The organism is Galactobacter sp., assembly GCF_022712295.1.
Taxonomy (GTDB): Bacteria; Actinomycetota; Actinomycetes; order Actinomycetales; family Micrococcaceae; genus Galactobacter.
Genome location: NZ_JALAGT010000171.1, coordinates 1 through 17,274 on the forward strand (window position 1 = coordinate 1; position 17,274 = coordinate 17,274).

13 protein-coding genes and 1 pseudogene are annotated in these 17,274 nt (G+C 67.6%); 9 read left to right on the plus strand and 5 right to left on the minus strand.

Annotated features, from left to right (window positions below; all coding sequences use genetic code 11):
* Positions 1-1,021, plus strand: a pseudogene (locus Q0A15_RS12250) (primosomal protein PriA); the annotation flags it as partial.
* Here the strand turns inward: Q0A15_RS12250 and Q0A15_RS12255 are convergent.
* Both Q0A15_RS12255 and Q0A15_RS12260 read right to left on the minus strand, forming a co-directional pair.
* Positions 1,007-1,939 carry an alpha/beta hydrolase gene (locus tag Q0A15_RS12255; RefSeq protein WP_291279809.1) on the minus strand — a complete coding sequence of 311 codons (933 nt, stop codon included), beginning with the start codon at positions 1,937-1,939 and terminating at the stop codon, positions 1,007-1,009. The pseudogene Q0A15_RS12250 and the gene Q0A15_RS12255 overlap by 15 nt on opposite strands.
* A 10-nt stretch (positions 1,940-1,949) precedes the next feature.
* A complete protein-coding gene (locus Q0A15_RS12260) occupies positions 1,950-2,978 on the minus strand; it encodes a sugar-binding transcriptional regulator (protein WP_291279810.1) in 1,029 nt (342 codons plus the stop codon).
* Between the two features lie 142 nt (positions 2,979-3,120).
* On the opposite strand from Q0A15_RS12260, the gene Q0A15_RS12265 reads away from it, so the two are divergent.
* From Q0A15_RS12265 to Q0A15_RS12285, 5 genes are all read left to right on the plus strand, one after another.
* Positions 3,121-4,872: a glycerol-3-phosphate dehydrogenase/oxidase gene (locus Q0A15_RS12265; protein ID WP_291279811.1), complete on the plus strand. Its 1,752-nt coding sequence runs from the start codon at positions 3,121-3,123 to the stop codon at positions 4,870-4,872.
* 101 nt (positions 4,873-4,973) lie between these two features.
* Positions 4,974-5,747: an MIP/aquaporin family protein gene (locus tag Q0A15_RS12270; protein WP_291279812.1), complete on the plus strand. Its 774-nt coding sequence runs from the start codon at positions 4,974-4,976 to the stop codon at positions 5,745-5,747.
* A gap of 43 nt (positions 5,748-5,790) precedes the next feature.
* Entirely contained in the window at positions 5,791-7,311 is a 1,521-nt protein-coding gene (glpK, locus tag Q0A15_RS12275; protein ID WP_291279813.1) for a glycerol kinase GlpK, read from the plus strand.
* Positions 7,312-7,554: 243 nt separating this feature from the next.
* On the plus strand, positions 7,555-10,056 hold the full coding sequence (leuS, locus tag Q0A15_RS12280; protein ID WP_291279814.1) for a leucine--tRNA ligase: 2,502 nt from the start codon (positions 7,555-7,557) through the stop codon (positions 10,054-10,056).
* A 63-nt stretch (positions 10,057-10,119) separates the two neighbouring features.
* Positions 10,120-11,046 carry a DegV family protein gene (locus tag Q0A15_RS12285; RefSeq protein WP_291279815.1) on the plus strand — a complete coding sequence of 309 codons (927 nt, stop codon included), beginning with the start codon at positions 10,120-10,122 and terminating at the stop codon, positions 11,044-11,046.
* A 10-nt stretch (positions 11,047-11,056) separates the two neighbouring features.
* Here the strand turns inward: Q0A15_RS12285 and Q0A15_RS12290 are convergent, their stop codons facing one another.
* Complete coding sequence (locus tag Q0A15_RS12290) at positions 11,057-11,464, minus strand: VOC family protein (RefSeq protein WP_291279816.1); 408 nt, start codon at positions 11,462-11,464, stop codon at positions 11,057-11,059.
* Positions 11,465-11,633: 169 nt separating this feature from the next.
* Here Q0A15_RS12290 and Q0A15_RS12295 point away from each other — a divergent pair, with 169 nt between their 5' ends.
* The 3 genes from Q0A15_RS12295 to holA are packed head-to-tail and all read left to right on the plus strand — an operon-like array spanning position 11,634 to position 16,026.
* A complete protein-coding gene (locus Q0A15_RS12295; RefSeq protein WP_291279817.1) occupies positions 11,634-12,509 on the plus strand; it encodes a ComEA family DNA-binding protein in 876 nt (291 codons plus the stop codon).
* Positions 12,502-14,961, plus strand: coding sequence for a ComEC/Rec2 family competence protein (locus Q0A15_RS12300; protein WP_291279818.1), 2,460 nt, complete (start codon positions 12,502-12,504; stop codon positions 14,959-14,961). The genes Q0A15_RS12295 and Q0A15_RS12300 overlap by 8 nt, the downstream gene beginning before the upstream one ends.
* A gap of 51 nt (positions 14,962-15,012) precedes the next feature.
* Complete coding sequence (gene holA / locus Q0A15_RS12305; protein ID WP_291279819.1) at positions 15,013-16,026, plus strand: DNA polymerase III subunit delta; 1,014 nt, start codon at positions 15,013-15,015, stop codon at positions 16,024-16,026.
* Positions 16,027-16,236: 210 nt separating this feature from the next.
* On the opposite strand, the gene rpsT is transcribed toward holA, so the two are convergent.
* Both rpsT and Q0A15_RS12315 read right to left on the minus strand, forming a co-directional pair.
* Positions 16,237-16,497, minus strand: coding sequence for a 30S ribosomal protein S20 (gene rpsT / locus Q0A15_RS12310; RefSeq protein WP_291279820.1), 261 nt, complete (start codon positions 16,495-16,497; stop codon positions 16,237-16,239).
* 152 nt (positions 16,498-16,649) lie between these two features.
* Positions 16,650-17,258, minus strand: coding sequence for a type II toxin-antitoxin system PemK/MazF family toxin (locus Q0A15_RS12315; protein ID WP_291279821.1), 609 nt, complete (start codon positions 17,256-17,258; stop codon positions 16,650-16,652).
* Positions 17,259-17,274: the final 16 nt, after the last annotated feature.

Here is a 17,274-nt window from a genome sequence, read left to right on the forward strand (position 1 = left end):
CCTCACCGGCTGGGCCAGGGAGATCTTGGCGGATCGGTCCTTGTTGCGTCATCGCGCCCCCTGGGGTCGAGCGGTGGCGGACGACCCCACCGCGGCGCACGATCCCCATCACACGGCGAGGATCCCGCATCTGGCGTGGGAGGTAATGAAGAAGGCGCTGCGTGCCGGCCCGGTGCTCGTTCAGGTCGCCAGAACGGGATTCGTGCCCAGTCTGGGCTGCGCACAATGCCGCACGCCCGCACGCTGTCCGGAATGCTCTGGACCCTTGGCGTTGCACGGACGGAGCACGGAACCCGTGTGCCGCTGGTGTGGACGTTTCGACCGCAACCACCGCTGTCAGGCCTGCGGCAGTCCCCGGCTGCGCGCGGGCACCATCGGTGCCGACCGCACGTCGGAGGAGCTCGGCAGGTCGTTCCCGGGGGTACCCGTGGTGCGGTCCACCGGCGCGGACTCCGTCCGGGAGGTGGGGGAGGACCCGGTCATCGTGGTCTCGACACCCGGAGTGGAGCCGGTGGCCGAGGGCGGGTATCCGGCCGTGATCCTGCTCGATGCCGACCTGCAGGTTTCCGCAGAGGGGTTACGGACCGGCGAGGACACACTTCACCGGTGGTTCGCCGCGGCACGGCTGGCCAGGTCACGGGACGACGGCGGGGTGGTGGTGCTGACCGGTCACGCCTCGGCCCTGGCCCAGGCCCTGGTGCGTTGGGATCCTGCCGGGCAGGCCCAACGAGAACTCGCCGAGCGGGGACAGGCGGGACTGCCGCCCGCCGTACGGTGTGCCACCGTTTCCGGCCCCAGTCACGTGGCCGAGTCCTTCGTCGATGACGTCGCCGAGGGTGCGCCCATCCGCGCGGTAGGACCGACCCCCACCGATGAGGAGGGGGAATCCCGCTGGATCCTCTTCTTCCACCATGCCGACGGCGCCCGCGTCACGCAGGTACTACGGCACCGGCGCATCCTGGGGGCCGTCCGTCGAGATCCGGTCCTGCGCGTCAAGGTGGACGACTCAGCCGACCTCTGAGGTGGTTCCGAGGAAGTTCTCGACGAAGGCGGCGGCAGAAGCCGGCGTCTCGTAGTGGATCAGATGACCCACGTCCGGGATCACGTCGAGTTGGGCGTCGGGGATCATCGCGGCCAGCCGCTGTTGGCCCTTGACCGAGCCGAGCGGATCCTTCTCGCCCGCCACCAGCAGGGTCGGGATCGTGATCGTCGAGGCAACGTCTCGCACGCTGTGGGTGATGGATGAAAGATAGGCGCTCAAGAGCGTCTCCGGGTCGGAGAAGGCCGCGAAGTAGGTGCGGTGCTGATCCCGAACGTACTCCTTCACCGAGGGATCCCTGCTGGTGAGCATCGCGGCCGTCGTGATGTCCACAACCAGCCTGGCCCTGAGGATCGCCTCGCCAAGACGACGCGGCAAGACCGCGCTGAGCTCGTAGTACCCGGCCACCACGGCCGTGGACAGCGCCTGGGACGCCGAGGTCTGCAGCGCCGGCCTGCAGATCGGGTTGACCAGAACCAGACGTGAGAAGAGCTCCGGACGGGCAGCGACCGTGTTGGCCGCCACCACCGAACCGAAGGAGTGCCCCAACAGGACGGTGGAGGCCGGCAGGTCCAGGACCTCGGCCAGCTCCGTCACCACGGGGACGTAGCCGGGGGCGCTGTGGGTGAAGCACGGATCGGTGAAGGGCGTCGAGGCCCCGAAACCCGGAAGGTCCGGGACGATCACCGTGTGGTGGGGCAGTGCGTTGACGAGGCGACGCAGCCCGTGGTGATCTCCGCGGAAACCGTGGACGGCAAGAACGATACCGTGTTGAGGACCTGCGGCAGGGTAGAGCCACGTGCGGACGCGAGCGCCACCGACCTCCACGCTGAACGCCAGCGCCTCGCGGTCGTCGGCCAGAGGCGGGTCCATGGGGGTGGTTACGGAATGGTGGGGCACCCGTCCAACCTTAGTGTCCGCCGTGGCGGACGGTGGCGGAGGTATGCGGGCGCGGGAGGTGAGTGGCGTCCGCCAGCGCGCGCGCTGCGGACTCGTCCACGATCACGTGGGTGAACAGTCCGGCATTGAGGGCGCCGTGGAGTCCGGCGACCTTGCCGCGCCCGTGAGCCACCCCCAAGCGGATCGGCACTGCCTGAACCGTCTCGAAGGTGGGCCCGGTGGACCGGGCGTTGAGCGGAATCGAGTCGTGGGTGCCATCGGACCTGAAGAAACGCGTGGCGAGGTCACCCGCCACGGCCTCCCGCTCGATGAGTGCGTAGTCCTGCTTGTCCAGGAAGTCCCCGTCGTAGAGGTGGCTTGTCACCGAGGCGGTCATGGATCCGATGCCCGCCACCAGCATGTCCATCCGCGACTGCAGGTCGAGGATGCGGCTGATGGACCGTTCCTTCCAAAGGTGATCCCGGGTCACGGGGTCGTCGAAGAACGCGGGTACGGGGAAGGACTGCACGTCGGCGTCGAAGGCTCGCGCGAAACGCTGCAGGATGTTCGCCGCGTAGTCCTGGCCGGTGGAGGTGGGTGAGCCTGCCCCATTGAGCTGGACCACCGTCGACCCGGTCAGCGGATGGCGCATGAGGCGGTGAGCCACTGCCCGGACCGTGGTGCCCCAGGCCACGCCGAGCACCTGGCCGGAGGCGAACATGGAGCCGATGGCCTGCGCGGCGACGCCCGCCACTCGATCGAGTTCCTGCTCGGCGGAGTCACCGACGATGGTGGGGACCACGGTGAAGAGCACCTTGAAGCGCTTGGAGAGGGACTGGGCCAGATCGCGGACGCCGTGAGTGGGATCGTGCAGGCGGATCTCGACGATCCCGCGTTCCCTGGCCTCTGCCAGAGCCCTTGAAACGGTGGAACGCGAGACGTTCCAATCCTTGGCCAACGCGTCCATGGTGCGCTGTTCCTCGTAGTATCCGCGGGCTACAGCCAGCAGCATCTGAACCCTGGTGGCCTGAGGATTTGTGCCCTCGGAATGGCTCGTCATCGGTCTCCTTTGCACGGATGTGCAAGATAGTTGCTCATCTGATCGGTTACACACCAGGATTCCATAAGAATGATGTGCGGCACACCTCACCATCATGAGTAGTGTGATGTGCCCCACCACAGTCGATCAGGGAGGATCACCCATGGCAGCCACGTCGTCGACGCCCGCAGGATCACTGACGGGTCCGGCACCGCAGGGAAGCGCGGTCCGCGCCGCAGTCGGGGCGCTCACGTCTCGGCCCAAGGCGCAGGTGCTCATCATCGGAGGCGGTGTCAATGGCGTCGCCACCTATCGTGACCTGGCTCTGCAGGGAGTCGACGTGGCCGTCGTCGAGGCCGCCGACTACGCCAACGGTGCTTCCGGCGCCTCCTCCCACATGATCCACGGCGGCATCCGCTACCTGGAGAACGGCGAGTTCCGCCTGGTTCACGAATCCGTCCAGGAGCGCAACCGGCTGATCCGCCTGGCCCCCCACTACGTGGAGCCGCTGCAGACCACGATCCCCATGCGCAAGGTGTTCTCGGGACTGTTCAACGCCCCCATGAAGTTCCTCTTCCACAAGGAGGGCAAGCCCTCGGAGCGCGGCGCCGCCGTGATCCAGGCCGGCCTGACGATGTACGACATCTTCTCCCGCGCCGGCCGCGAGGCCCCTCGGCACTCGTTCACGTGGGGCCGCAAGAAGGTCGCGGAGGAGTTCCCGGAGTTCCGTGAGGACACCAAGTACCTCGGCACCTACTACGATGCCAGCGTGCACAACCCCGAGCGCCTGATCATGGACCTGGTCACCGAGGGTGACTCCACCGGCAACGGCCGCAGCGCCAACTACGTCATGGCTGTGGGCCACAACGAGGACGGCGTCGTGCTGCGTGACACCATCACCGGCAACGAGTTCAGCTTCGCTGCGGACGTGGTCATCAACGCCACCGGCAACTGGGTCGACCCCACCAACAAGTCCCTCGGCGCCGAGACCCGCTTCATGGGCGGGACCAAGGGCAGCCACATCGTCCTTGACCACCCCGAGCTGCTCGCGGCCACCCGCGGTCGTGAGATCTTCTTCGAGCACGAGGACGGCCGCATCGTGCTGATCTATCCCATGCTCGGACGCGTGCTGGTCGGCACCACCGACCTCGACGCCGGACCGGGCGATGAGCCCGTCGCCACGGACGACGAGATCCAGTACTTCTTCGATCTCATCCACCACGTCTTCCCCAAGATCAAGGTGACCACGGACCAGATCGTCTACACGTTCTGCGGTGTCCGCCCGCTTCCTCGCCACGACGCCGAGACCCCGGGCTCCGTGTCACGCGACTACCGGGTCGAGGAGCGCAAGGAGCACGGACGCACCTTCTTCTCCCTGATCGGCGGCAAGTGGACCACGTTCCGAGCACTGTCGGAAACCCTGGCCAACGACACCCTCAAGGTCCTGGGTGCCCCCCGCCGCGTCTCCACCGAGGAACGCGCCATCGGCGGAGGCAAGGACTACCCGGAAGGTGAGTCGGCCAAGGCCCGCTTCCTGGAGACCCTGTCGGACACCGGGATCGGACTGGGCCGCGCCACCGTGCTGCTGGAACGCTACGGCACCCGCGCCACGGAGGTCGCCAACTACCTTGCTGCAGGAGAGGACAGCGTGCTCGCGGCGAGCGACGAGCTCTCCGTGCGGGAACTGGCCTGGTTCGCCGAACACGAGCAGGCCACCCACACCATCGACGTCTTCGTGCGTCGCACCAATCTTGCCTTCCGAGGCCTCGTGACCGACGCGCTCATCGCGGAGGTCTCCGAAGGACTCGGCAGCGCCCTCGGCTGGGATGCGCAGCGCATCGCCGAGGAGAACGATTTCGCTCGTGCCATCCTGGTCGAGCGTCACCGGATGGCCTCCCTCGGGGCCACCCTCTGACCGAATCCAGGAGGCTCCCACGGCCGGGCACAGTCGGCCGCCGCGGGAGTGCACACCTGTGAAACGGCACTCATCACCGTCAACCAACAATGGAGTCAATGATGACTGACATCTCGCTGGGACAGGCCTTCCTGTCCGAGTTCATCGGCACCGGCCTGCTCATCCTCATGGGTGCCGGCGTGGTCGCCAACGTATCCCTCAAGAAGTCCAAGGGCGAGGGTGGTGGCACCCTCATGGTCAACTGGGGCTGGGGTATCGCCGTCTTCATCGGTGTTTACGCAGCCTTCGCCACCGGCGGACAGCTGAACCCGGCCGTGACCCTGGCCAAGGTCGTTGCGGGTCAGGACCTGGCCCCCGGACTGGACGCCAGTTTCGTCAACGTGATCGTCCTGATGGCGGCACAGCTGATCGGTGCCATCGTCGGCGCCATCCTGTGCTACCTGGCCTACAAGAAGCACTTCGACGAGCACGACGTCGCAGCCGACAAGCTCGGCGTCTTCGCCACCGGCCCCGCCATCCGCAGCTACGGCTGGAACCTGGTCACCGAGATCCTCGGTACCTTCGTCCTGATCGTCATGGCTCTGGCCTCCGGCTACACCGACACCGCGGTCGGCCCGCTGTTCATCGCCATCGTCATCGTGGGTATCGGTGCCTCGCTCGGTGGACCCACGGGTTACGCCATCAACCCGGCACGTGACCTCGGCCCCCGCATCGCTCACGCCATCCTGCCCATCAAGGGCAAGGGCGGCTCGGACTGGTCCTACGCCTGGGTGCCGGTCGTCGGCCCCCTGATCGGCGGTGTCCTCGGTGCGCTCGTGTACCTGGGCTACGTCGGTGTGTTCGGTGAGCCGGCAGCCTTCCTGGCCGCTCTCTGATCCCCGCTCGCAACGTTCATAAGACAACCGAAGGAGTTTGACCATGGCGAACAAGAAGTACGTCATCTCGATCGACCAGGGGACCACGTCCTCCCGCGCCATCGTGTTCGATCACGACGGGCAGATCGTGTCCGTTGGCCAGCTGGAACACGAGCAGATCTTCCCGCACGCCGGCTGGGTGGAGCACGACCCCAAGGAGATCTGGAACAACACGCGTGAGGCCATCGGCCAGGCGCTGTCCAAGGCCTCCATCACCCGTCACGACATCGTGTCCGTGGGTATCACCAACCAGCGTGAGACCACCGTGGTGTGGGACAAGTTCACGGGCGAGCCCGTGTACAACGCCATCGTGTGGCAGGACACCCGCACGCAGAAGATCGTCGAGGAGCTCTCCGCCGACGGCGGCAAGGAGCGTTTCAAGTCGATCGTCGGCCTCCCGCTCGACACCTACTTCGCCGGCACCAAGATCAAGTGGATCCTGGACAACGTGGAAGGTGCCCGCGAGCGTGCCGAGGCCGGGGACCTGCTCTTCGGCACCACCGACTCCTGGGTCATCTGGAACCTGACCGGTGGTGTCAACGGCGGCGTGCACGTCACCGACGTGACCAACGCCTCCCGCACGCTGCTGATGGACATCCGTACCCTCCAGTGGCGCGAGGACATCGCCCAGGTCTTCGGCATCCCCACCTCCATGCTGCCGGAGATCAAGCCCTCTTCCGGTGAGTTCGGCATCGTCGAGGACAACCAGCTGCTGCGCGAGGTCCCCATCACGGGTGTCCTTGGTGACCAGCAGTCCGCCACGTTCGGTCAGGCGGCGTTCGATGCAGGGGAGTCCAAGAACACCTATGGCACCGGCTGCTTCCTCATCTTCAACACCGGTGAAGAGGTCGTCGAGTCCGAGAACGGTCTGCTGACCACCGTGGGGTACAAGCTCGGCGACGAGCCCACCCACTACGCGTTGGAGGGTTCCATCGCCGTGGCAGGCTCCTTGGTGCAGTGGCTGCGCGACAATCTGCGCATGATCGACTCCGCCCCGGAGATCGAGAAGCTCGCCAAGACGGTGGAGGACAACGGTGGCGCCTACGTGGTTCCCGCGTTCTCCGGCCTGTACGCCCCGTACTGGCGTCCGGATGCTCGTGGCGCCATCGTCGGCCTCACCCGCTACGTCAACCGCGGACACATCGCCCGCGCCGTCCAGGAATCCACGGCCTACCAGACCGCTGACGTCATGGACGCCGTGAACAAGGACTCCGGTGTGCCGCTGACCGAGCTCCGCGTGGACGGTGGTATGACCGCCAACGAGGACCTCATGCAGTTCCAGGCCGACATCCTCGGTGTGGACGTGGTCCGCCCCGCCGTCACCGAGACCACCGCGCTCGGCGCCGCCTACGCTGCAGGCCTCGCGGTCGGCTACTGGTCGGATCTGGGCGAGCTCAAGACCAACTGGGCTGAGGGTAAGCGCTGGACCCCGAACATGGACGAGGCGGAGCGCGAACGCCTGCTGCGCCTGTGGCACAAGGCTGTCACCAAGTCCTTCGACTGGGTGGACGACGACGTCAACTGACGCCTGAGCGCGTGAGGGTGCCCCACCCGTCGGGCACGAGACGTGCCGAAGGTCACCTCGCAAAAGCCCGGTCCCGCGGAAGCGGGGCCGGGCTTTTGCGCTGTTTCACCCTGAGTGTGCGGGGAGATGGCGCTAGAATGCACAGGTGCCGATCTCTGCGCTCACGCGCCTGAACGGCACGGTTTGCGAGGTCCCGACGGGACCCCGCGGTTACTTGAGGAACTAATCGAGCGAGGTTTCACGGTGGCGCAAGCGCGCGAGAATTCACCCGAGCAGGCCGAGGACGTCTACGACGTCAAGGCCATCGAGTCCCGCTGGGGTGGGTACTGGGAGGAACACGGCACGTACGTGCCGGCCGACGACGGGTCCAAGGAACGTCGCTACGTGCTGGACATGTTCCCCTACCCGTCGGGTGACCTCCACATGGGTCACGCCGAGGCCTTCGCCATGGGTGACGTCGTCTCCCGGCACTGGCGCCACAGCGGCTACGACGTGCTGCATCCCATCGGCTGGGACTCCTTCGGCCTTCCTGCCGAGAACGCTGCCATCAAGAACAACCAGCACCCGGCCGAGTGGACCTACAAGAACATCGACACGCAGGCAGCGTCCTTCAAGCGCTACGGCATCAGCGCCGACTGGAACCGTCGCCTGCACACCTCCGACCCCGAGTACTACCGCTGGACCCAGTGGCTGTTCCTGGAACTGTTCAAGAACGGCCTGGCCTACCGCAAGAACTCCCCGGTGAACTGGTGCCCCAAGGACCAGACGGTGCTCGCCAACGAGCAGGTCGTCAACGGTGCGTGCGAACGCTGCGGAACCCTGGTCACCAAGAAGAACCTGAACCAGTGGTACTTCAAGCTCCCGGCCTTCGCGGACCGCCTGCTGGACGAGATGGACCAGCTGGAGGGGCACTGGCCCGAGCGGGTCCTGGCCATGCAGCGCAACTGGATCGGTCGTAGCCACGGGGCTCACGTCGACTTCACCATCGTGGAGGCTGACGAGTTGCCTGCCGAGGACGTCCGGGTCTTCACCACCCGTCCCGACACGCTCTACGGGGCCACCTTCATGGTCGTGGCCGTGGACGCACCCCTGGCGGATCGCCTGGTCACCGACGAGCAGCGTGGTGCCTTCGAGGACTACCGTGAGTCCGTCAAGGCGCTCTCGGACATCGAACGTCAGTCAACCGAGCGTGAGAAGACCGGTGTCTTCCTGGGCCGCACGGCCACCAACCCGCTCACCGGCGATCAGATCCCCGTGTGGGCCTCCGACTATGTGCTGGCCGACTACGGCACCGGTGCCATCATGGCCGTGCCGGCCCACGACCAGCGTGACCTGGACTTCGCCAGGGCCTTCGATCTGCCCGTCCGTGCCGTGCTCGACACCGGCGAGGAGGATCCTGCCGTCTCCGGCGTGGCCACTGTGGGCGAGGGCACGCTCATCAACTCCGGTCCGTTGAACGGACTGGGCAAGGCAGAGGCGATCGCGGAAGCCATCAAGGTCGTGGAGGACGCCGGTCGCGGCGAGGCCACCACCACGTACCGCCTGCGTGACTGGCTGGTCTCCCGCCAGCGCTTCTGGGGTGCCCCGATCCCGATCGTCCACTGCCCCTCCTGTGGTGAGGTGCCGGTCCCGGACGACCAACTGCCCGTCCGGTTGCCTGACGACCTGAAGGGCGAGGACCTGGCACCGAAGGGCCGGTCCCCGCTGGCCGCAGCCTCCGCGTGGCTGCACGTGGCCTGCCCGTCCTGTGGCGGCCCGGCCCAGCGCGACACCGACACCATGGACACCTTCGTGGACTCGTCCTGGTACTACATCCGCTTCGCCTCCCCGCAGGACGGCGAGCACGCGTTCGAGCCCGGGGCCACCAAGCGCTGGCTGCCCGTTGACCAGTACGTGGGTGGCGTGGAGCACGCGATCCTGCACCTGCTCTACTCCCGCTTCATCACCAAAGTGCTGCAGTCCCTGGGACATGTGGACTTCAACGAGCCCTTCAAGGCGCTGCTGAACCAGGGGCAGGTGCTCAACGGCGGCAAGGCCATGTCCAAGTCGCTCGGCAACGGCGTGAATCTGGGCGAGCAGTTGGATCTGCACGGTGTGGACGCCATCCGCACCACGATGATCTTCGCCTCCCCGCCTGCCGACGATGTGGACTGGGCCCTGGTCTCTCCCGAGGGCTCGGCGAAGTTCCTGGCCCGCGCCTGGCGTCTGTCTGGTGACGTGACCTCCCCGCTGGGGACCGATCCGTCCACCGGTGACCGTGTGTTGCGTGCGATCACCCACCGCACCCTGAACGAGGCCTACGAGCTGCTGGACTCCGGCAAGTTCAACGTGGTCATCGCCCGCACCATGGAGCTCGTCAACGCCACCCGCAAGGCCATCGACTCCGGCGCGGGCGGCGCGGACCCGGCCTCGCGTGAGGCGGCCGAGGCCGTGGCCTTGCTGTTGAGCCTCTACGCGCCCTACACCGCTGAGGACATGTGGGCGCGGCTGGGGCACGAGCCCGCGGTCGCGAACGTCCAGTGGCCGGTCATCGACCAGTCATTGCTGGTGGACGAGTCCACCACCGCTGTGGTGCAGATCAAGGGCAAGGTCCGCGCCAAGCTGACAGTCCCGGTGGACATCTCCGAGGACGCCCTGCGTTCGGAGGCCCTCGGGAACGAGCAGGTCAAGCGCAGCATCGGTGATGCGGAGATCATCAAGGTGATCGTGCGTGCCCCCAAGCTGGTCTCGATCGTCATCAAGTGAACGGCTGGTTCCCCGCTGAGTCCGTTCCCAACTGAGCGATCCTGAGTGAGCAGGGAGGCAGACATGTCTGAGTCGCACGCGAGTGCTCCGCTGACCGGCCTTCTCCAACGTTTGGGCCGGCGCGGTCCGCGTGGGCCCAAGGTCCTGGTGGTGACGGACGCGGCGGCGGCCCTGCCTGCCGACTTCGTCGACACCTACGCGGAACACCTGCACGTGGTGGGGATGCCCGTCACCATCGGTGATCGGACTTACGTCGAGGAGTTCGACGACGTGGGCCAACAGCTGTCCCTGGGGCTGGCCATGGGCCTGCCGGTGTCCACCTCGCGTGTTCCCCCCGGCCAGATGCTGAAGGTGCTGGATGCAGCGGCGCAGGCGGGGTTCGACGACGCGGTGATCATCGCTCTGTCCTCCTCCTTGTCCGGCACGGTGGACTCTGCGCGTTGGGCAGCCGAACGTGCCGTCCTTCCAACGCATGTGATCGATTCCCTGTCCGCCGGACTCGGCCAGGGGTTCGCCGTCATGGCGGCCACCGAGCTCGCCCAACGCCGGGCCCCGTTGCAGGACATCCTTGCCGCGGCACGCACGGGGGACAGATCCCGGATCTGGCTCTGTGTGCCGTCCCTCGACCGGCTTCGCAAGGGTGGCCGGATCAGCGGCACCGCGTCCTTCATGGGGACCCTGCTCAATGTGAAGCCGTTGTTGGGTCTTACGCCCGACGGGCGGGTGGTCCCCCTGGAACGCGTCCGCTCGCTGCCGCGCGCGGTGGAGCGCATGGTCGAGTTGGCGCAGGGCGTGGTGGGCCCGGACCCGGAGCGGGTGCGGGTCGGAGTGCATCACTTCGGCGCCCCGGACCTGGCCGCAGACCTGGCCGAGAAGGTCAGGGGGTGGAGCAGCCACGAGCCCGTGGTCACGGCGGCGCCCCCAGTGCTGGCGGCGCACACCGGTGCCGGGCTCACCGCGCTGGTGGTGCGCAACGAACCCGTGAGCTGAAACGCGAGCCTCAGGCCCGGCAGAGACAGAACGGGTGGCCAACGGGGTCCAGGTACACCACGAATCCGCCGTCCTCGCTCGGCTGGACATCGTGGCGGGTCGCTCCCAGTCCCAATGCGACCTCGCCGGAGGCTTCGAGGTCGTCCACCCAGAAATCCAGGTGGGCCTGCTGGGGGACCGGACCCTCCGGCCAGGTGGGCCGTTCGAAATCGTGGACTCTCTGGAAGCCCAGGGAGAAGGCGTGTTCTCCGACGTCGGCCCGAACCACGGCGACCCATTCCGGATCGGCGAAGTCGGGCTCGTCCGGGCCGGGCGTCTTCAGCTCCCAGCCCAGGAGTTCGGCATAGAACGTGCCGAGCGCCACGGCGTCGGGGCAGTCCAGGGCGGTGACGATGCGGTGGGGCTGTAGGTGTGTCATGCCAAGGCATCCTAGACACCGCACGGTGTAGGGGAAAGGCCGGCGGCCACGGCGGCGGCGCGTCGACAAGCACCGCCGTGTGTACTCACCGGCGTGTCGACGCACTCGTATCCACAGATGATCCCGACCGTGACTGCACACCGCCACGCCGCAACCTAGCGTGGAGCGCATGGGCAGGCACGGGGGAGGCAGGGACGACGGCTGGGAGCTCGCGCCTCCGGCAGGGCTCCACGACGTCTTCCCGGAATCCACTGAGGTGGACCACCGAATCCCGGATCTGGACGGACGCGAGCCCGGAACGCCGCTGGGAGCGCCCCGGAGACGGTCCGTGCGCGGCTGGGGTCACCGTGCCATCGTCGTGCTGCTGATCGCTGCTGCCGCGGTCATCGGGTTCCGCGTGGCAGGGGCCCTACACGGGGAGGAGAACGCTGAATTGCTGGTCCCCGCGACCACCACGGCGGGCGAGCCGACGGCGTCGGCGAGCGCGGGATCGCCTTCGGCCGACGCGACCGCGCCGGCCCTACCTGACGGAGATGACCCGACGACGCAGGCCTCACAGCTTCAGGTGCACGTGATCGGCGCCGTGAAGAAGCCGGGCCTGTACCGGTTGCCTGACGGGGCCAGAGTGGATGACGCCGTGAAGGCAGCAGGTGGGGCCACCGGCAAGGCGAACCTGGCCGGTGTGAATCTGGCCGGGGCGGTCGGTGACGGGACCCAGGTCCGGGTTCCGGCCAAGGGGGAATCCTCGACCGTAGCAGGGGGTAGCGGTTCGGAAACGCTGGGTGCGCCGCAACAGGGGGTCCAACCTCTCAGCGTTCGGCCCGGTACGGACGCCGCGAACACCGAACCGAGCATCGTGAATCTCAATACCGCGGACGCTACGGCCCTGCAGACCTTGCCCGGTGTCGGACCGGCCATGTCGCAGCGTCTGATCGAGTGGCGCGAGCAGCACGGCCCCTTCACGTCCGCAGCGGATCTTGATGCCGTCCCGGGAATCGGTCCAGCGATGCTCGCCAAGCTCGAGGGCAAGGTCGGCTATGGCTGAGGCGTGGAAGGAATCGGGACTGCGAGCGCTGGCCGGGGCGATGACGGTGGTGGTGCCGTCCGCGGTGGTGCTGCTGGCAGGACTTCACTACACCCAGAGGGGCTGGGGTTCGGCAACGGCCCTGGTCATGTCTTCCCTGGCCTTGGCGAGCGCAGCGGGACTGTGGTTGCTCGGGACCCAACGGGGTGCGAAGCCGGGGGACAGGGGAAGGAGGTGGTGTTCGCTTGCTGCGGTGGGATGCGTCGGGCTGGCGGTGCTCGGGGCAGGCAGTGCTGCGGACGCCCGCACCAGGCAGGGCGTCCTTGACCTGCTGGCCGCCCAACGGACCAGGCTGGGGCTGGAACTCACAGCGTCACCGGCCGAGGCCGGAGAGGTTCTGCTGGCATCCGCCACCGTCGTGTCGGGGACAGGGTCCGGTGCCACGGTCCTCCTCGTCCTTCCCCGTACGCTGGTCCGCGACCGAGAGGAGTGGGATCGTGGAACCCGTTTCTCGGGCTGGTTCGCCCCCTCGGACCTGGACGGGCGGCGCGCGGAAGCCGCGCGCGTGCGCCTGGTGTCGGCGCCGCTGACCGGGCCCGATCAAGCCTCGGATGCGCTCTCCGCCCAACGCAGGGCGCTCACACGGTTGTACCGCGGTGGGCATGCCGACGGCGGCGCAGCCTTGGTTCCGTGCATGGTGGCCGGCGATCGCTCCCTGCAATCCTCCCGGCTCTCCGATGCGATGACTCAGGCCGGCCTGAGCCATGTCACGGCGGTGTCGGGATCCAACATCTCCGTGCTGATCTCTGCGGTGGCCGCCGCCGGTAGATTCCTGCGGCTACCACGTTGGGCGCGAGCACCAGCGACCATCACGGCCGTGGTGGCCTTCGTGCTGCTGGTGGGGCCCGACCCTCCCGTGCTCAGGGCGGCCGTCATGGGAGGGTTGGCCGCGGTGGCGGTGGTGTCGGGTCGGCCCCGCATCGGCGTGCTGCTGGTCACCACGGCCGCAGCACTTCTGGTCTGTGCCGATCCCTGGCAGCTCACCCGAGTGGGGTTTCGTCTCTCGGTGGTGGCGTGCTTGGGGATCACCTTGATCGGCCCGCCTCTGACCAAGGGGCTGCAGCGCCTTCACGTGCCGCGAATGCTGGCGGAGTCGGTGTCGGTCTCGGTGGCGGCAACCCTGGCTTGTACGCCCGAACTGGTCGGCCTCTCCTCCGAACAGTCGCCGCTGATCGTCCCGGTCAATGTGGTGGCCGCACCCTTCGTCGTGGTGGTCGGGACCTTGGGCCCGCTCTTGTTGCTGCTTGCCCCGCTCGGCTCGTTGCTGTGTCTTCCTCTGGTCGAGGCCTGCCGGTGGGCGGCACAGGTGGTGGCGTGGCTGGGATTGGCCTCCGCCGAACGAGGCCCCAGGATCCACTGGCCCGAGGCCCCCTGGGGGGTCGTGTTGGGCGCGGCGCTGTGCTGGGCGGTCCCCGGGGCGCTCATCCTCGCAGCCAGGACCGGCATCCCCGAGGCTTTCCGTCGCCGCCCCCTGCGTTTCCTACGCTGCGGTGACGGAAAGCCTGGGCACGGTGGACACGGAGGAGGGCGCGTCGGTACAGGGCTCGGCAGGGCACGTCGACGGGTCATCACGGTGGTCCTGACCGTTGCCGTCTCAGGTGTCGGCGGTGGTCTGGTGGCGACGGTGCCCGCGGCTCGAACGGTCCTCGGGCTACCCGGTCCACACCCAGAGGTCCTCCCGGGCGACGTGCTGTTGTGCGATGTAGGTCAAGGAGACGCCATGGTGTTGGTTGCAGACGCCGGGCGTGGCGTGCTGTTGGACGCGGGCCCGGATGAGGGAGACGTTGCAGGCTGCCTCGGCAAGGCGAAGGTGGACCGGCTGTGCGCTGCCATGATCTCCCACCTGGACGTCGATCACGTTGGCGGGCTACCGCAGGCGCTTGGCGCGGCCCCTGCGGACGAGGTGGTGTACGGGACTGCAGGGCGGAAGGCACCGACAACGCACGCGACCCGTGGTGTTCCCGGACACGAGGTCACCTGTCACCCCTGGACCGTGCGCATCATGAGGGCGCCGGCAGCGGCCGACGAGAACGACGCCTCACTCGTGCTGCGCGCCGTGAGCGACGCGGGGGCAGGCGTGGATCTCCTCACGGCCGGCGACGCCGAGGAACTGGCCGGGAAAGCGGCGGTCGCCGCCGGGGCCGCGGACCCGGCGGCCGGACGCAGTCGCCTGCTGAAGATCTCCCACCACGGTTCCGCGAACGGGGGCACGGATCTGATGCGGACCTTCCGTCCCGATGCCGCTCTCATCGGGGTGGGGGCGGACAACGGCTACGGCCACCCGTCGCCCACCATCATCGACGCCCTCACCGCCAGCTCGATCCCCGTGCTGCGTACCGACCAGGACGGCACGGTCCTCCTGAGGTCCACAGCGCAGGGGCTGCGCGTGGTCCGCCACGTCCGACCCGACTAGACTCGTGGAGCGGGGGAGAAGACGACGAATACGGACAAGGACGTGGTGACCATGGCGGCAGCTGCTCGCGGAACCCGTGCACGCAATGCCAAGGCGGCGCGCGGCACCAGCTTCCGGCATGCGGAACCGCGTCCCCTGGTGCTGCTGACGGGGGCGGATGACTATCAGGCAGCACGGGCCTTCGACCGCATCAGGTCGCTGGCCGCAGCGCAGGAACCGGAACTGAGCGTGACCCGGTTCGAGGCCTCGTCCTATCAGCCCGGCGAACTCCTTCTGGCCGCCAGCCCGTCCCTGTTCGGAGGCAGGAACCTCGTCGAGTTCCACGGGCTCGCTCAGATGAACGAGGCCGCTCAGAAGGACCTCACCGGGTACGTGGCCTCGCCCGATCCCGACGTCTGCGTGGTGTTGCATCACTCAGGAGGCAATCGGGGCAAGGGTCTCCTCGACGCGCTGAAGAAGACGGCTGCGGTGATCGACTGCGCGCCTTACAAGAAGGATTCCGAGAAGGCAGACTTCGTCCAGGCCGAGTTCAAGCAGGCCAGGCGCCGGATCGCGCCGGAGGCCGTCTCCGCCCTGGTTGCAGCGGTGGGTTCGGATCTGGCGGAACTCGGCTCCGCCTGCCGTCAGCTGATGGAGGATGCCGAGGGGGACGTCACGGCGGAGCAGGTGGCCTCCTACTTCGGCGGGCGTGTCGAGACCACCGGCTTCGCGGTGGCGGATGCCGCGCTGGCGGGACGTGGGGCGCAGGCGGTCTCCCTGCTGCGTCACGCTCTGGCCACCGGTATCGACCCGGTTCCATTGGTGTCGGCGCTGGGCCTCAAGATTCGTTCGGCGGCCCGGGTGGCGGGCATGCCCACCGCAGAGGCCGCATCCACGTGGAAGATGGCGCCGTGGCAGGTGAATCAGGCGCAGGAGGTGTCCAGGCGGCTGGGCCAGGAGTCCCTGGCCCAGTGCGTGCGGCTCGTGGCGCAGACCGATGCCCTGGTGAAGGGGGAGGGGCGTGACCCCCACTACGCCGTTGAGCGTGCAGTCGTGGCGGTCTCGAGGCTGGCCGGCCGTCGCTGACCCGCTCGACCTCCCGGCGCGACAGCAGGCGGTGCGAATGCGCCGCCAGCGGTGGAAACGCCGTCGACCACACCACAGGGCCATCGATCACAGCGGAGGATGAAGCGAGGCGCCGGTGGACGTCACGGCTGGTTCGGCACAGGGAACCACCTGAAGAACCAAGAAGGCCCCGTCACCGGAACCGGTGACGGGGCCTCAAAGCTTTGAACCTCAGAGAGCGTTGACCTTCTTGGAGATCGCCGACTTGCGGTTGGCGGCCTGGTTCTTGTGGATGACGCCCTTGGAGACGGCCTTGTCCAGCTTGCGGGATGCAGCCTGGAGGGCCGGCTGAGCGGCTTCCTTGTCACCGGCGGCAACAGCCGCGTTGACCTTGTTGACAGCGGTCTTCAGCTCCGACTTCACGGAGGCGTTACGCTGACGCGCCTTCTCGTTGGTGAGAATGCGCTTCTTCTGGGACTTGATGTTCGCCACGGTTGTCCTTCTTGACGAATGGATGGATGGTCTGAGGGTTTACGTCCTCGAACACGACTGAGATGGCGTGGGGATACCAGGTTGTGCTCATGGACGAGTGCCCGTCGACCAGCGCGGACACACTTCGTTGAACTATACCAGGATCACCGTGTTCAACGTCTAGCCGACAGGGCCGCTGCGACCCGATCGAAGCGTGTGCGATCCAACACAGCACCCTCGCGTCGCACGGCGGATTCGTCGAGGCGCAGTACCCGATCCAGCTTCACTTCCGACGGCCGCCCCTCCTTGTCCCAGTCTCCCGTGCCGAGGTCCAGGTAGTTCGGGTTGCCGTTGTCGGTGTGTTCCTTGGACGTCAGCATCAGTCCGAGCAGGTACTGGCCATCGCGACCCACGATCAGGGTCGGTCGGTCCTTGCCCTGACGGTGGTCCTCCTCATAGGGGACCCACGCCCAGACGATCTCGCCGGGATCGGCGTCGCCGTCCGGGTGAGGGGCGTACTGGGCCTTGACCCGGCCGGTGAAGTCGCCAGCGTAGGCGCCGTGGTCACCGCCGGACGGACCACTGCCCGACGGCGTGGTGGCCGGTCGCGGTGAACCCGCGCCCTGGCGCTGCCCGTGCGGGGCCGCCGTGCGCTCGTCGGGCACCGACTTCGTGGACTTGCGCTGTTGCGCGCCGATCTGGTCGCTGAGACTTCGCTTGGCCTCGCGCAGTACGGGTTTGAGCAGAGTGCGGGCCAGCCGGCCCCAACCATTCTTTGCCATGCACCGTGACGATACC